The following is a 15,695-nucleotide window of genomic DNA, read 5'->3' as shown; positions in this document are numbered from 1 at the left end:
CCATGAAAAAGATTGTATTTTTAGGAGCGCCGGATAAAAGCCATGTGCTGTTATTGCTTGGCAAACTCCTGGCCGCAATGGATTACAAGGTGCTGGTGGTGGACTCCACTCTCGCACAAACGACACAAGGATATTTGCCGCAGGAAGAATTACGCGCCCCGCTCTACGAGTTTGAAGGTGTGGACGTGGCCTGTGGTTTTATCTTGTATTCGCAGATGGAACGATACTTGTATCAGAAAGCAAGTGGCATGGATTATGATGTGATGCTGCTGGACACCGACCATACCGAAATGGTCAAAGGGCGGGAGTTGCCCCATTACGACAAGCGGATCTGGTGCAGCAATTTCAACCGATTGACCATGCAGCGAAATGTCGAATTGATGCAGCGGTTATGCTTGCATGAAGCGCAGAATCAACCGGTATCGTTTTACAAGATGATGCTATCCGTTGTTCATCTGACTGTCACCGAGACGTATCTCGATTCCGCTTTTGCTCAGCAGACCATTCGCTGGGAGGAAGCGGTTTTTCGTTTTCCGCTGGATGAGCGTGATGTATCCGCCGAGCTGGAAAACCAGCATCATGGCCGAATCGATGTGAAGGGACTATCGGGAACGTATCGTCGCACCATATCGGAGATGGCACAACAGTTGTTTGATTGGGACGACAAAACCGTTCGCAAGGCATGGAAGCGGCTTCGCCAAGAACGCGCCATCTTCCGTCGCTAATCAGGCTGATCAAAATGATTGAGAGGAGGGGACACGGTGACGGGACATACAATCGTGTTTTGGAGTCCGGTATCGGGAACCGGGACAACGAGCAATCTGGCAGCGACTGCCTCGGTCATGGGACTGGAATATTCGGCACACATGTTGCTGCTGGGTCATTGTGAAAGTCACGATATCGCCTTGAAGCAATGCTTTTATCAAACGCATGCCTCTCGGGAGATGGACATGGATGTCTCAGTCAATATGGGTGTAGATGCGTTGTTGCGACTGCTGCAAAACCGAAAATTGCAACCCAACATGATTCGGGATTACACGCTGCCTTTGTTAAAGGACAGGCTCGACTTGCTGCCGGGTTCAAGCAAGCCGGATGATCGTTTTATTGACATGGCCACGCCTTGGATGGAACCGCTGCTAAGCATGGCGAAACGGATGTATGATCTTGTGTTTGTGGATGGCGGCAGCGGAAATTCATCGGAATGGACCAACGGTTTACTGCGGCTGGCGGATGTGCTGGTGGTGTGCCTCCCGCAAAATCGGTTGGCTGTCCATCGTTTTTTTCGGATGGATGAACTTCAAGCGATGCTCGCAACTAAAAAGCATGTGCTTGTGTTCGGAAAATATGATCGGTACTCATCTTTGACCCATAAAAATTTGTTGCGTCCTTATGGACGGCGCTTACAAGCATGTTCGGTCAGTTACAATACACGGTGGTTGGATGATGGACAAAACGGGCAGGCGATTTCATACATGTATCGCAATCGGCAAGTGCCGAGGGAACATGAAAACTATCTGTTTATGCGGGACGTGCGAGCGTTGGCACAGGCGTTGACTGAACAAACGGGTTTGCACAATGCCTTTTTCGGCGGGAAGGAGACCCCGATATGATGGGCGTGTTACATGGTCTGTTGATCGGAGGCATTGTCTTGATTGGCGTATTGTTCCTGTATTTGCGCATGAGCCGAACCTTGCCGGAACGCCAGCAGGAAGCGCCGGTGTACACGTTGAAGGCGATGGAAGAATACGTCAAAGGAGCACTACATGACGTGATAAGCGCCAATCTGACGGATTACGGTCTATCAGAAGAAGAGTACCGGCGACGGAAAAACAAGCGGGCCGAGATGAAAAAAGCGCTGCGCGGATGCACGTCTGGCGATCTGCGTGACAAAATGTATGTTAAGCAATATATAACGGATTTGCTTGCACAGCACTATACGTTGGATCATGAACATCTGAACCGGTTGATCCCATTTGATCGCCCTGAATCGTTGTCGCATCAGGATCGGTTTGACATCTTGCTTCATGTATACAAAAAACGTCACGGCTATCATGCGCTTAGTGAACTCATACGCCGCTATGATCTGGATCGGCCCAAGCCGGATGTCCAAGAAGAACAGGAGCTGTCTTACCGTATCACGGCTGAAGAGATCGGCGAGATTTATGAACAAGAAGACGTCCGGCTATCGGAAGAGGATAAACTGCAAATCGTGGTGCAGCGCATTTACCAGCACTACAAAGGCTTTAGTGTCGTGGACGAGTTGCGCGATATGCGCATTGACGGCGTGTCCGGTGGAGTTTCCGGTTTGCCGCCTTCCGTATGGGAAGAAACATGGGATTGGGAAGGGGATGTTCAACTCGGCGAAGTGCCGCGGGCGCATGATAGTGTGTGGTTTTTTTATGAAGGGAAATCCATTCACCTCAGTTTCCTCTCCTTTGGATCGGAACTGGAACTGCGGCGTGTATGCCAAAACATCTACAAACATAATTTTCCCGGCCAGTTGTCCGAAACGACCGGATACAAGGTGAATGAAATGGCCGACGGTTCTCGAGTCGTGGTGCTGCGCCCCCGATTTGTCGAGTCGTGGGCTTTTTTTGTGCGCAAATTTGATGTGCAAAATGCCACTTTAGAACAGTTGATTCGCGATGAACATGCGGAACTGCCGATTGCTCTGATTCGCTATCTTGTGATGGGAGAGCGCATTACGGCGATAACTGGCGCGCAAGGCAGCGGGAAAACGACGCTGCTTATGGCCATGGTGCGTCATATATCCGCCCTGCTCCCGATTCGCGTTCAAGAGATGAGCTTTGAACTGCAACTGCGCAAAATTTATCCGAATCGTAATATTCTCAGCCTTCGGGAAACTGAAACGATCTCCGGTCAGGCTGGGCTGGATATACAGAAAAAAACGGACGGCTCGGTCAACATTTTGGGTGAGGTGGCGACCGACCCGGTAGCGGCCTGGATGATTCAAATGGCGCAAGTGGCTTCACTTTTTACGTTGTTTACCCACCACGCCAAAACGTTTCGCGATTTGGTGTTGTCCTTGCGCAATTCATTGCTCAAAACCGGCGTGTTTACCAATGAACAGGTGGCAGAACAGCAAGTGGTCAGCGTCATCAACTTCGATATTCATTTAAAACGGGATGCGGACGGTCGCCGCTATATCGAGCGCATCACGGAATGCGTACCGCTTGCACAGGAAGTGCCTTACCGGACAGACTTTCGCGAGAAGAAGACGCTGGATGAGAAGATGGATGCGTTTATGGAGACGGTGACGGATTACTTCCAACGCTCCACGGATCGAAAGCTGTATGAAGCGAGAAATGTCATTGAATATCGGGATGGCCGTTATGTTGCGGTTCATCCGTTGTCCGAACAAAGCCGCAAAGAGATTGCCGAGCGGCTTTCCGGTCCGGACCAGGCAGCTTTCGAGGCGTTTTTGTGTAATTGGGGGGATGGCGATGAATCTTGAGTGGCTTTCCCTGCTGCTTGGCGGAGCGACTCTGTTGTTTCTTGCAGCGGTCATAGCGTTTCAATTTTTGTCCCGCTATGGGGAAGCCGGGGCAGCACGAAAGTATGAAGCCTTGCGCCAACCTGCCAAAACGAGCAACAAGCAGGCATTGCACAACGGCATGCAGCAACTCTATACCCTCTGCTCTCGTGTACCGCTCTTGCGTACCTACCTACACTTCATTCGTCGTCGTTTGGTCATTCTCCACCTGGGGGATGAGTGGAAGCTGCGTCTGGAGACGATGCGGACGGCGCTTTGGCTCTGGGGCATGTTGCTTGCTGCGGCTGTGCCGATCACGCTTTGGGTGCGCGATGTATTTACACTTGTCATGCTGATGATTGGCGGTTGGGTTTGCCACGGCATGTTAACAGACGTAAAGACGTATTCGTACAACGGTTGGAAATGCGATTGTTGCGTCAGCTACGCCAGTTTTTCGGGGATGTCCGTCATCATTACCACCGACACGGAATGGTAGAAGAAGCGATTTACGAAGCGACGGATGAAGCGCCGTATGAAATGACTTTGCACGGCCAGGAAATCGTTGAAGTGTTGACCGACAGCCACGCGGAAGAACGACTGGAACAATACTTGGAAGCGGCTCCGAACCGTTATTTGAAAGGTTTGGCCGGATTGTCGTATCTGGTGAAGGAATACGGAGACAAACAAACGGATAGCGGATCATTGTATTTGAAGGCATTGGGAAAATTGGCCGGTGAATTGAACTTTGAACTGTTGCGCCGGGAACGCCTTGGTTTTTTGTTGCATGGGCTGTCCGTTATTGCCCTGCTTCCGCTCTTGTTTACCCGTCCGATTGAAGCATGGGCCAGCTATTATTTTTCGGCGATGGACGCCTTTTACAGCAGTGTGATGGGTTGGAGCATAAAGCTCGGCTTGATGGGGGGCGTTTGGCTCTCCTATGTTCTGCTTCGTCATATTCAGAACTTGGAGACCTCGCCGAAAATCACCAGCCGAAAGAGATGGGAGAAATGGGCGCACGGCCGGGGCTGGATGCGTTGGCTCGTTCACCGTTTGGGTCCTGCTCCTGGCTCAACGGAAGCGGAACGGATGGTGAAGCTGCTGAAAGAAACGGCTTCTCCTTTGCGGTTGGAATGGTTTTATGTCCAGCGAATCGTGGCGGGAAGCATGGCTTTTCTTGCAGCAATGGGACTATTCATAGCTTTGCATTATGCGGATCGGCATCAAGTGCTGTACGCGCCGGTGTATGCTGATACGCTGTTTGGTCAAGCGACGCCTGAGGAGCAGGAAAGAGCGCTGGAAGCAGCCGTGCTGGATCGGAGAATCATCGATCAAGTAAAGGGGGTGAGGCCTACAGAGGAGTCGCTCTTGGAGCTGTTGCGAAAGGAGACCGGAGGAGAACGTTCGGATGAAGCGCTTCGCGCGGATGCACAGCGCATTATGGGCAAGTTGGAGAAACTCGACAGGCAATACGTCAAATGGTGGCAAGCTCTATTGACCGTTTTGGCGGGCTGGGTCGGCTACTGGGCGCCGGTCGGCATTCGCCTGTTCCAGCGCAAGATGCGGCAAATGGAAATGAAGCATGAAGTGGATCAATTGCAGGCGGTCATTGCGATGCTGGCCGATATGGACCGCATGTCGGTAGAGCATTTGCTAATTTGGATGGAGCAGTTCGCCCGCGTGTTCGAAGAGCCGCTGCAAACATGCCTGCTCCATTTTGATCAAGGCGCTGAACAGGCGCTGGCGCAGCTCAAGGAGGATGCGCCTTTTCAGCCATTCGTGCGCATGGTGGAAAAGCTGGAACTGGCGGCAAGCACGCTGCCGATTCGAAAAGCGTTTGATGATTTGGAGTCCGAGTACGTGTATGCACAGGAAGAACGCAAGCAGGAGTACGAACGATTGATTGAGCACAAGGCGGGCTGGGGCAGAATGATCGGGTTCGCACCAATGATGGCGCTTATTTTCGGTTATCTGGTCATTCCGCTCATTGTTGTCAGCTTGAACCAAATGTCGGTGTACTACGAGCAATTGCAACGCATTCAATGATTCATCCTTAGCGGTGCTTTCCATGTTGGAAAGGACCGTTTTTTATTTCTACATTTAAAGGAGAGATCGACCATGTCCAATGCACAAAAGGCGCTGGTAATGGCGGCGGGCATTTTCCTCGCAATTGCGCTCATTACCCTCGCTGTCGTGTTGTTTATTTCCGCGCAAGATTCAACAAAAGCAGCTCAAAGCAATTTTAGCAATATCCAAACGGAATTATCTCAGACGGCCTTTACAGTGTATGACAACACGACACTTTCGGGCAGTCAAGTCGTCAATGCACTGCGCAAGTTTTCGGATCAGGAACAGTTTGGCATCCAAATAATCACCGGGAAAAACCCGACCGGGCAGTGGTATGGCAAAGTCATCAACATTGGCGTTCCGATGGACAGCATTACGTATGGATCGGTCGTTGGCGATGCGCCTGGACGTCTGGAGCATACCGTCGATGAAGCCAATGTGAACTATGTCAATCCGAGCGGAAAGTTTCAGGCGCAATTGGTGCTGGATCGCAGCAATGTCATTCGCGGGATCGTGTTCCGGCAACAATAAGGTGCGAAAATGAAATGAAGCCAAGGGGCGTCCGTCTAGCTGTCGCCCCCTTTTGCTGAAAGGAGGAAGCCATTGGATTACGCGACGCGAACGATGTTGGAGATGAGTGCATCCTGTCTCCTGTTTTTGATCGCCGTGGTTAGCGGGCTGTGGCTGTTTCAAAACGGCGCGACGCTTGCCGATACGGCCTATCTCGCCGGTATGACGCAGGACCGGACCATCCGGCAAACGTTGTCTCCCTTGTCCGGTGATGGCAGGATGTCGGGAACCGAAGTGTTTCAGGCCATCGCGCGGTTGGAAGAAGGAGATGCGGAAATCGTGGTGGATGGCGTCCGATACGCATCACCGGTGAACCGGGAGCAATGGTTTTCAGACAGAATCCAACTCCATGGCCGATACAGCGTCTTGCACGAACGTGACACGGACGGGCGGCTGTTGCGCCTGGTAGTCGTCACACGTTGAGGAGAATGCCATGAACAGTTATATTAAGGTGTTTGCGATACTGCTTGCCGTACTGCTGCTTTACATCTACCCGATTTACACAGCGTTCCAGCAGCAGGATGATATTTCAGAATTAGTCGTCCTGCGGGCGACAACGGCGTTTGTGGATGCGGTACGTGACAAAGGATATATTTCACCGACCATGTATACCGATTTCAGACAAACTATTGAGGCGACGGGCCTTGATTTCAATGTGCAGATGGAACATGAAAGCAAGAAATATGTGCCGGTATATGACGATCCGACCAGGCCGGAAACGTTCCAGGGTACGTATGAAGTGCATTACGATGCGTTTTACAACGCTCAGATCTTGCCGGTGCTGTTTCCCGGTAGCTCTGCCCCCAGAGACGACCCGTCAAGAAGGTACAAACTGCGGGTGGGCGATACGTTCACCGTCACGGTCAAAAATGTGAGCCGTACGCCCGGCACGGTCTTGTTTGATTTTCTGAACAGCACCGTCAGCCCGAACGATAAAATATTCATTCCTTATGGCGGGGTGGTACGCAATGAAGTGGATTGAATGGGCTGTCGTTGGTGTGCTGATCTTTTTCCCGTTTGCCACAATCAATCAGATTGATGTGGAACTGATGCGTCAAACGATGCTGCTCGAACTGCGTTATGACGCTGCCATGGATGCTGCGGTGGATGCGGCGGCACAAGCACTCATCATCAATGCTGATCAGCAGCATGAGTCACGCTACGAGTCGGTCAAGCGAGTGGCGGTCAACAGGGAGGAAGCGCTCACGGCGTTTTACCGGACGTTGTACGCCAATTTCGGCATATCCGGCGATCCGGTTGCGCAAGGGGTGTTGAACCGTTACATTCCGGTGATTGTCGTCATTGGATACGACGGGTTTTATGTCTATGCTGAGGATGAATGGACAGATCGTAACGGCCAAACGGTTATGGCACCGGCTTGGGGAACCAAACGGCCCTATGCGTATACCGATTCAAACGGCAACAGCTATTCCTTTACGCTGGATGAACAAGTGCTGGTGTATGCTGCGGCGACTCGTAGTTGGCATGAAGGTTTTCGTAGGGACATTCAGGCGGAGGCCAACATTCCATTGTTAAGAGATGCGGCGTTATTTCATGAAGTGCGGCGCAGCACGATCGTGGGCGCAATACAGGATGAGCTGTCCTATCGGATCAACAAGCATAACGAGGTCGCCCTGCGAAATGGTCTTTCCTATACGTTTACACTGCCGTCCATCCCGCTAGAGGAATGGCATAACACGATTGCCGATGTAGGCGTTGTGGCTTTTATGCAGGGAATTCCGATGGGACGCAAGGTATATAACAACTACGCACTGGGCGGCAGCCGCGTGATGAAGCAAACGGAGATTGTGGGAGCAATGAAAGGCAATATGAAAGTGTATTATCGCAAAAGCTGTCCGTACTCCTATCCGATAGAAGAAACGTTCGCAAGCGAAAAAGCGGCGGCGCAACAGGGCTATATGCCGCTTTCTTGTTCCTCTTTCTAAGGGTGGACAGTCTGACTCATGCACATTATGCTAGTAGTAACAGTACAACCAGTCCAGTCAGGATTACTTGAATAAGAGGTGAAATGAGTGAAGAAATGGTTTATGGCCATGACGATTGCCGTCCTGGTTAGCAGCTTGTTCGGGGCTACGGCAAGTGCTGCCAGTCTTCCTCCTGCGTTTGTAAGCGTGGTGCTGGACGGCAAGAAAATATGGTTTCCCGATGCCCAAGCTTATGTTGATGAGAACCAGCGGACATTAGTGCCGTTTCGCTTTGTCGCAGAGTCGCTCGGTGCCAAGGTTGGCTGGGAAGCTCCGAGCCAATCGGTGCCGATTGAACGGGACGGCCAGCAGATTCGACTGCAAATCGGTTCAAATATTGCGCTTGTCAATGGACAAGAGGTCGCTTTAGATACGCAAGTGGTAACCAAGGACGGCCGGACGTTTGTGCCGCTGCGTTTTGTCAGCGAGGTGCTGGGCGCAGAGGTGGAATGGGACGGCAGTACGTCAACGGTGACAATTCACACGAAGGACATCTCTGAGAGCGACACGGATGAATGGGGCCGCTTGCTCCGCAAGACGGATCTTCCGAAAAATGCGGCGGACTATCCCTACATTTTGGCCGATGTTCCCAATGAGATGTACGAGATGGCGTACCCCCCCTCCCGTCCTTCAGAAAGCAAAGTGTCTTCCGAACTGTACGCGACCATCCCCGAATACAACAAGCAGAACGTGGACATCTGGATGGGACACTTAAAAACGTTTGGCGCTTTGTTGTTAAATGTAGATTACCGCACGATTGATGATACGTGGGCGCAGGCCATGTTTGCAACGAAGATGCAAAACTCCAATGCGGAATTGAGATACATTCGTGAATATGTGGATTGGGTGAAAGAAAATCAAATTCATATTATGGGCTACCTGGAACCGGAGCCGTCCATGATTTTTTATGACGGGTTTGGAGCGGATTATATTCGCGTCAAGTTTCGGGTTCAATTCCTCTCGTTTAAACATCATGAACGGTTGATTTATGATAACTGGTTTCCGCAGGAAGCAGATTTTGAAAAGAATGTGTGGTATGAAGGGTACGCCGACATCAAAATGGTCACCAACGTCGGCGGCCATTGGGGAAGCACGTTAAAGGTCTCGCCCACGGCCAGCTTGTTTTTCAACCACACGATTTCAAAGGTGGAATGATCGGTGAGCAACAGAAAACTTTATCAACGTGTACTGTGCATGCTGCTGGCATGCACTTTTTTTATGCCGTTTTTCGTCGTTCAACAAGCGGCGGCAGCTCCCCCGCAAGTGATTATCCGTGACGGCAAGATTCAATTCGAAATCACCAGCACGGCGGCGAGCACTTCGATTCGGTATCGGACGGTGGGCTGGGTGGTGACCCGGGAGCAAGTTTGCAGCACAACATCGCCCAAACAATGCGCTGACCCGCGCAGCAGGCCGCATGCCTTGTTTATGAATCAGGAAGTACGACAAATCGGGCAGCATCCCGATCCTCCTGTACCGGGGCAACCGTTGACATCATACTACGAAATCCCCGAAGAAATCGTGACGCAGCGCCTCTGGCAAGCAGGAATGGAAGGCATTCAGAACAATGACGATCTTTACTTTTATGCTGTGATGGTATCGGTCAATGCGGACGGCTCGGTGCGGAAAGGTCCGTTTTATACGTTGTCCGGGATCAAACAAGCGGAAGGCTGGAGATTTCCGGACGATCTGGATGATTACTTTGGCTTGCATATTCCATATCGTAGTGCGGAATTCCCGGTGGACGTTATCGCTAAAACAGTAGACGGACGGGTGATTGACCGACCGGATGTGACATTTGAAAAAGGAAAGTTCGAGATCGGGGAAACGATCAATCATGAATTTCCGGCGGTGATCGAAGACAATGGAAAAACGTATACCATCGCTCGCTCCTATATATCACCGAAGCAAGACCCGTCGCGAAAAACGTGGGTGCAGGAAAACCCGGAAACGAACGAAAAAGTGCGCATTCGCAGCTTTACGGTCGCGCTGGGCGGAACGAATCTAATCGCCGAATACCATGAGGAAAATACGGTGAAGGCGATTTATATGACAGAAGGCGGCCAAGTCCTGAAAGAGGTGGATAAAGGCGAATATGCGACCGGAGATGAAGTGAATCACACGTTTGAAGCCGCACTGACCAAAGACGGGCAGACGTATGAAATCATCCGGTCTTATATCACGAACAACAACAAGCCCGACGAGAAATTGTTTATTCAGGAAAAAGGAGATAGCAAGTTGCTGGATCGGTCCATCTTTGTCGGTTCCGGAGGCTCCAATTTTATCGGCATATACAAAGGGGGAAATGGCGGTACGGATGACGAAACAGAGCCTGGAGCTGTCAAGGAAAACGAAGTGATGAATCCCGATGCTTCGGCTGTGATCCAAGCGGATACTCGCGGTGCGGAACGCTTCGACGTGCTTCAAGGCATCCCGACATCGGAGAGTCTTTATGTTCAAGCGAATGCCAAAGCGTATCTGTACCGAAACAAATTTACGGAAATCAAAGGGACGAAGACGTACCCGATTACCGTTAGTCGAACATACACGCTGCGCTGGACGGAATACGTTTCCGGTCCCCCGGACAGCGAAGGCAATCCAACCAGAGTGCCTGTTTCACGCTCGGATACACAAACCGTAACGAAAAGCTATACCGTGGAGCGCAAGTACAGCTACTGGCTCATTGATCGTCTGGAGGTATATGGCTTGCAAAAAGCAGAGGTTTCCAACTACGCGTTACCCAGCGGACAAGTTACCTTGAAGCCGAACGGCTACGCGCAGCCAAGGGTCTCGGTTTCTCACGACGCCACCCATCAGGCTCATATTATCGATCCGGTCTATCAAAATGTGACGCTGCCTGGGCAAACGATTCAAGGAGGTTCCAGCCGTCCATCTGTGCCGAATGAGGATTGGACCAACGCAGCGGAACAGGCTGTCGGAAAAATCAAAGTGAAAAATGACTCACTGATCTTTAACGGGCAAACGATTATGGACAACCGGATCACGGAAGAAACCGCCCCGCCCCCGAGGGAGATACCGACTCCGCCCGAGATCGGACAAAATGTTCTGTATAGCAACGGTTTGTTGATCGATGCCAGCAAACCCAACAAGGCCGAACAGCCAAGCTCCGGCACGATCTTCTATGCGCTCATCGAAGGAATTGGAGGCGGCCAGAACCAAAGCTATCCCATTGATGGCATTAATCCGGTGACGGTGCATACGCCGGTCGTCAACCAGGCTTCCGTATCTGACGATCAGGCGCATAATCAAAAAACGCTGCCGACCGCAGGGAGAGCCGCGCTTATTCTGGATCGTCCATTTACGGTCATCATCCCAACCAATGGAGCGCATCGGGATATAAAGGGTTACGGCAATCGCGACTATGGCAAGTATATGCGCGACAAGCAAGTATGGTTTCCGTTTGACGTGTACAAAGCGGATCGGAAAACGCTGATCCCGAAAGAAACATGGACGTCGATCCCGGTCGGCCAGATTCAGACAACGTTTTATTTACCTGTTTGGGTGGACGAGGGCAATTATGATGTACTATTCCGAACCATTGCTGAAAACAGTCCTCCCTCCTTTACGTCACAAATGAACGCCAATTTAGACTTGACGCACCATGTGGCCACACAGGTTGTGCCGGTTGAAGTGATCGGCCGTGTCTATGATTTCCGCATCACAGACATTGCCGACTTTAATTGGGAGACCGTATTTCGCAGAGAACGAGGAAGTGCAACGCCGACTGGCAACGCTTATTGGGTGGGTACGAAGGGCATCGACGGCGCAGCACGGGGGAATCAGCCTCCTTACGTGTTGCCGATACGACCGGGGAGCCATCCGGATGCCGGCAAGAAAAACGTGGCTGTCAAAACCGGCTACCATATTAAATTTGAATTGAAGAGTATGGGCAATATGTTCGGTTCGGACGACGGGATCAAGATTACGCCAACCTTTTACTTTGTCGACAGCAAGGGCAAGAACCGGCAAGAGGTGGACTTGTACTATCATTCGGGGAATAAACGTTTTATTCGCATCGGCTCCAGTGCAGATGTGGAGCGGCGTCATGTGACGCTGGACACCCGCTTGCGCAATATGTCCCAGCAGGAACTGACGAACACGGCATCTTCCCTTTGGTCGCTGAACGGTGCGTCTGGCAACCAGCAAACGTTTATTCAGCAGTTTTTGAAAGATGCACAGCAGCCCGTTTACGTGGGCGGATATGATGTCATGTTGCTCCCGCCACGGCTTCGGACATTTATCGGCAGTATGGAAGTTCCTTCCGGCATTGACGTTTCGCGTGCCCATGCTTCGGTGCAGCGATGGGTTGGCGAATACAGTCTACCTGCCGCGCCGTATGTCGTCCCCAAAGGATTCAACTTGGCCGAGTACGGACGAACCAATCGGCTGGACGATAAGTCGCCTATCTTTTTGCGGGACGGGTACATCATTGTCAATTTCAATATCGAAACGATTCGCAATCAGAATGTGAATCAACCGCATTTGCAGTATATCCACGCGCCGCTCAGCAATCAATGGCGACGAGAAGGGTTTCAGCATCGCTTTGTCGACCCGTATGGAGCAACGTTTAGTTTGCAGGACGGCGATATGGTGTTCTATCATGCCGACCTGTCTTCTTATGATGACTTTGGAACAGGGGGTACCCATTAAATTCACCAGCCGGGAGGATAGATCAAATGGAAAGGTTACAAAGTGCCGCACCGGAGGAGGCGGCTTATTTTTATTCCTCGTCTGCTGAGGAGGGCATTGCGCGCGGATGCATCGGTCATCTGCGCGGCGATTTTGGACGGTCGGGCGAAGAGTTCTGGGTGACCTGGTTTCCCCGGAACTCACCTTTTGAAACGCCTACATTTCAAGAAGAATTGGGCAAGGCGTTTCAAGTGATCGGCGATCAGGGCGTGCTGAAAAGCCGTCGGCATATGCTTCGGTTCTGCAGCCAGCATCCGGAAGCACGGATCGGCGGCGCTTGGAGCACAGATGTGTACGGCTTCCGCATGGAGACGCAGGATCACCGCTACTATTTGCGATGCTTTCCTTTTGCCGGGGATTACAACTTTTACTTATACTGCTACGCCCGGCCGGAGCGCGTGACGGAGCAGCAGCGGCAAGCGTCAGCCGTGCAGAAGAAAAAAACGGAACAGCAACGTTAGTGGAAACGGAGGTTCGGGCGATGTTTGGCGAACTTCAACCGTTAGCATCGGAAGAGACACCTTACTTCTATTCAGCGATCGCGACTCAAAGCAAGGAACTCAGCTATATCGGTCATTTGCGAGGAGATTTCGGCACTGATGACGATCAGTTTTGGATGTCATGGTCGGATCATGCCGGGGAACGGAGGACGCTTGCCTTTCGCCAGGAACTGGCGGCACTTGTGCAACATTTGCAATGGCAAGGACTTTTGCTCAATTTGAATGAGATGCGAGCCTATTGCAGGCGGCACCCGGAAGCACGTATCCCCGGCGCATGGCATTCCGATGTTTGTGGTTTCTGTTTACAAACCACTCACTATCGCTATTATATTCGCTGCTTCCCCCATCTTGGCGATTACAGCTTCTATATCTACTGCTACCGCAAGAATCACTTGCTTGGCCGATCTGTTCAGCAAAACCAGAACGGCGCGGTAAACCTTGTGAAGGAGGACGTACAATGAATGATCTAGCACGCTACATGCTGATCGCGGGAGCAGCCGTCCCGCCAGCTGCAAAGCTGTTGTACGGCTATTGCTGGATAGGGCGGGCGACACAAGTCGGTCTACCTGTCCAGTACAAAAATGGCAATCGATGTAGGTTTTTCTCCTTCGACGGTATGTCGAAACTTGCACCGTTTGCAGAGTAAGGGCTTGATTCGGATCATGACCCGCTATTCGGAGGAGGGGATTCAACTGGCCAATCAGATTACGATCTTATGAAAGGAGAAAGGTACCGTTGACCGCGAAAATACAGCATATCGTTGATTTGTCCGTTCATACCGCCCGCACGGTTGTGGAACATCCCGACCGTTGGGCGGATTTTTTATCGACAGCGGCGTGGAACTACAAGTATCCGTTTCAAGATCAGTTATTAATCTATGCACAGCGGCCCGATGCTACAGCTTGCGCATCCATCGACGTCTGGAACAAGCGGCTCAACCGTTGGGTCAAACGCGGGGCGAAAGGTATTGCACTTATCGAAGACCGGGGCAACCATTTTGGGTTACGGCATGTGTTTGATATCTCGGACACGCAAAGCCGAGATCCTCGACCGGTCTCGCTTTGGCGCATGGAGCCGGGCGATATAGCGGTCGTTACGGAAACGTTGAACAATGCGTTTGGCGAGCAGGAACCGGATGCGGCATGGCCGAATGCGCTGCTGAGCGCAGCCCGGAACGCGGTGGATGACAACAGTTCGGATTATGTGGATTTGCTTGTTCGAGAGCTTGAGGGCAGTCTGCTTTTTGAAGAACTGGAACGCCAACCTGTGGAAGTGCTGTTCCGTCAGATTGTGTATCATTCCGTTGCCTATATGGCACTAACCCGCTGTGGTATGAACGCCCCTCACTATATTGGACGGGAGGATCTTTCAGGCATCGGGAATTTCAATACACTGCCCGCTCTTTCGCAGCTTGGAGCAGCGATCAGCGACATCGCGGAGATGATGCTGCGGGAAATCGAATCGACGATACGGGTGCAGCGGCGTGTAGAACGTCAGACTTCACAGGCTAGAGACGTTCGCACCGTTGCAAGAGAAACGGCCTTGACACAAAATGAAGCTAAACGATTGCCAGAAAGGACGGATGAACATGGAAGTGACTTACACCCGTCAAGGGGGCTATCTGCTGCCCGACCTGACACTGACCGAGGATCATCAACTGATCGGCAAGTATGGGATGTTGCGCAAAAACTACCTGAAAACCGAGAAGAAAGGCACATACGCCAGCCTGCTGCTCTCGGGCGAACTGCACCAGCATCTGACGGAAATCGACCGGTCGGCGCGGACGCAGCTCGAACAGACGATGAACGAACTGCTCCGTCTGCACCCGGCCCCGGACAAAGCGAGCGATCCGCTGGGCTGGACGGGTTACATGAACAGCCTGAAGCAACAGGTGGAGGAGACCATTCTGACAGAACTGATTTACAACTAAAATGGTATGATCGAAAAACGGAAGATCGGAGTCTTCCGTTTTTTCATGACCATCATGCCATCAACGATCTACTGCGCACCGCTCCTTTACTGAAAAGCAAGTCGGAAATCGAGGCTTTCTTCGCCGCACATGAAAATGAAGGGGAGCGGGCGTTGTATGTGCGTAGCCTGTTTGCGCCGGGTCAGTCCGAGCTTACGCTGGACGAAGACCTTCTCATCGGGTATGAACCGTATCGCAATGTGCTCCATCTTTGGACGGGTCCGGCAACCGAACCAACCGCACAAAGTTTTTACGATTGGGAAGTGATCGCCGGCCATATCAACAGTATGATAGTACTTAACGAATTTGACCCGGCACGAAAGACGGAGCCATCGGTTCAGCAGCAAACCTTATTTATGGAACAGGCGGAGGCGGATACAGCCTCCGCTTTTGTCTGGCCGTAG

The 15,695-nt window shown here is 51.6% G+C and carries 15 protein-coding genes; all 15 read left to right on the top strand.

What is annotated here, in order from left to right; all coding sequences use genetic code 11:
* Window positions 1-2: 2 nt before the first annotated feature.
* The 15 genes from NSQ46_RS23705 (at window position 3) to NSQ46_RS23635 (ending at window position 15,695) form a co-directional block, all read left to right on the top strand.
* Window positions 3-725, top strand: a complete 723-nt coding sequence (locus NSQ46_RS23705; protein WP_155609866.1) for a hypothetical protein — start codon at window positions 3-5, stop codon at window positions 723-725.
* Between the two features lie 36 nt (window positions 726-761).
* Window positions 762-1,610: a hypothetical protein gene (locus NSQ46_RS23700; protein WP_244996819.1), complete on the top strand. Its 849-nt coding sequence runs from the start codon at window positions 762-764 to the stop codon at window positions 1,608-1,610.
* Complete coding sequence (locus NSQ46_RS23695) at window positions 1,607-3,475, top strand: pilus assembly protein CpaF (RefSeq protein WP_342574936.1); 1,869 nt, start codon at window positions 1,607-1,609, stop codon at window positions 3,473-3,475. The genes NSQ46_RS23700 and NSQ46_RS23695 overlap by 4 nt, the downstream gene beginning before the upstream one ends.
* Complete coding sequence (locus tag NSQ46_RS23690) at window positions 3,465-3,989, top strand: hypothetical protein (protein ID WP_342574935.1); 525 nt, start codon at window positions 3,465-3,467, stop codon at window positions 3,987-3,989. Before NSQ46_RS23695 ends, NSQ46_RS23690 begins: the two co-directional genes overlap by 11 nt.
* A complete protein-coding gene (locus tag NSQ46_RS23685; protein ID WP_342574933.1) occupies window positions 3,926-5,536 on the top strand; it encodes a hypothetical protein in 1,611 nt (536 codons plus the stop codon). Before NSQ46_RS23690 ends, NSQ46_RS23685 begins: the two co-directional genes overlap by 64 nt.
* Window positions 5,537-5,608: 72 nt before the next feature.
* Window positions 5,609-6,088 (top strand): hypothetical protein, encoded by a 480-nt coding sequence (locus NSQ46_RS23680; protein WP_007130992.1) that lies wholly within the window; start codon window positions 5,609-5,611, stop codon window positions 6,086-6,088.
* 72 nt (window positions 6,089-6,160) lie between these two features.
* Window positions 6,161-6,550 carry a hypothetical protein gene (locus NSQ46_RS23675; protein WP_095397604.1) on the top strand — a complete coding sequence of 130 codons (390 nt, stop codon included), beginning with the start codon at window positions 6,161-6,163 and terminating at the stop codon, window positions 6,548-6,550.
* A gap of 10 nt (window positions 6,551-6,560) precedes the next feature.
* Window positions 6,561-7,109 (top strand): hypothetical protein, encoded by a 549-nt coding sequence (locus NSQ46_RS23670; RefSeq protein ID WP_210095470.1) that lies wholly within the window; start codon window positions 6,561-6,563, stop codon window positions 7,107-7,109.
* Complete coding sequence (locus NSQ46_RS23665) at window positions 7,096-8,073, top strand: hypothetical protein (protein ID WP_055109600.1); 978 nt, start codon at window positions 7,096-7,098, stop codon at window positions 8,071-8,073. Before NSQ46_RS23670 ends, NSQ46_RS23665 begins: the two co-directional genes overlap by 14 nt.
* An 87-nt stretch (window positions 8,074-8,160) precedes the next feature.
* Complete coding sequence (locus NSQ46_RS23660) at window positions 8,161-9,267, top strand: copper amine oxidase N-terminal domain-containing protein (protein ID WP_213594298.1); 1,107 nt, start codon at window positions 8,161-8,163, stop codon at window positions 9,265-9,267.
* Between the two features lie 3 nt (window positions 9,268-9,270).
* Window positions 9,271-12,783 carry a DUF5704 domain-containing protein gene (locus NSQ46_RS23655; protein WP_007130987.1) on the top strand — a complete coding sequence of 1,171 codons (3,513 nt, stop codon included), beginning with the start codon at window positions 9,271-9,273 and terminating at the stop codon, window positions 12,781-12,783.
* 26 nt (window positions 12,784-12,809) lie between these two features.
* A complete protein-coding gene (locus NSQ46_RS23650) occupies window positions 12,810-13,283 on the top strand; it encodes a hypothetical protein (protein ID WP_007130986.1) in 474 nt (157 codons plus the stop codon).
* A gap of 20 nt (window positions 13,284-13,303) precedes the next feature.
* Window positions 13,304-13,783 (top strand): hypothetical protein, encoded by a 480-nt coding sequence (locus NSQ46_RS23645; RefSeq protein WP_007130985.1) that lies wholly within the window; start codon window positions 13,304-13,306, stop codon window positions 13,781-13,783.
* Entirely contained in the window at window positions 13,780-13,968 is a 189-nt protein-coding gene (locus NSQ46_RS23640; RefSeq protein ID WP_007130984.1) for a hypothetical protein, read from the top strand. Before NSQ46_RS23645 ends, NSQ46_RS23640 begins: the two co-directional genes overlap by 4 nt.
* A gap of 89 nt (window positions 13,969-14,057) precedes the next feature.
* Window positions 14,058-15,695, top strand: a complete 1,638-nt coding sequence (locus NSQ46_RS23635) for a hypothetical protein (protein ID WP_342574930.1) — start codon at window positions 14,058-14,060, stop codon at window positions 15,693-15,695.

This window comes from Paenibacillus sp. FSL M8-0142 (genome assembly GCF_038597315.1).
Lineage (GTDB): Bacteria > Bacillota > Bacilli > Paenibacillales > Paenibacillaceae > Paenibacillus_AQ > Paenibacillus_AQ lactis.
The sequence above is the reverse complement of the archived record's forward strand: the minus strand, read 5'-3'. Positions and strand labels throughout refer to the sequence as shown.

Excerpts from the sequence above, each read along its gene's own strand:
- NSQ46_RS23705 (WP_155609866.1), top strand. The coding sequence starts at position 3 with ATGAAAAAGATTGTATTTTTAGGAGCGCCGGATAAAAGCCATGTGCTG.
- NSQ46_RS23695 (WP_342574936.1), top strand. The coding sequence starts at position 1,607 with ATGATGGGCGTGTTACATGGTCTGTTGATCGGAGGCATTGTCTTGATT.
- NSQ46_RS23690 (WP_342574935.1), top strand. The coding sequence starts at position 3,465 with ATGAATCTTGAGTGGCTTTCCCTGCTGCTTGGCGGAGCGACTCTGTTG.
- NSQ46_RS23680 (WP_007130992.1), top strand. The coding sequence starts at position 5,609 with ATGTCCAATGCACAAAAGGCGCTGGTAATGGCGGCGGGCATTTTCCTC.
- NSQ46_RS23670 (WP_210095470.1), top strand. The coding sequence starts at position 6,561 with ATGAACAGTTATATTAAGGTGTTTGCGATACTGCTTGCCGTACTGCTG.
- NSQ46_RS23665 (WP_055109600.1), top strand. The coding sequence starts at position 7,096 with ATGAAGTGGATTGAATGGGCTGTCGTTGGTGTGCTGATCTTTTTCCCG.
- NSQ46_RS23650 (WP_007130986.1), top strand. The coding sequence starts at position 12,810 with ATGGAAAGGTTACAAAGTGCCGCACCGGAGGAGGCGGCTTATTTTTAT.
- NSQ46_RS23645 (WP_007130985.1), top strand. The coding sequence starts at position 13,304 with ATGTTTGGCGAACTTCAACCGTTAGCATCGGAAGAGACACCTTACTTC.
- NSQ46_RS23640 (WP_007130984.1), top strand. The coding sequence starts at position 13,780 with ATGAATGATCTAGCACGCTACATGCTGATCGCGGGAGCAGCCGTCCCG.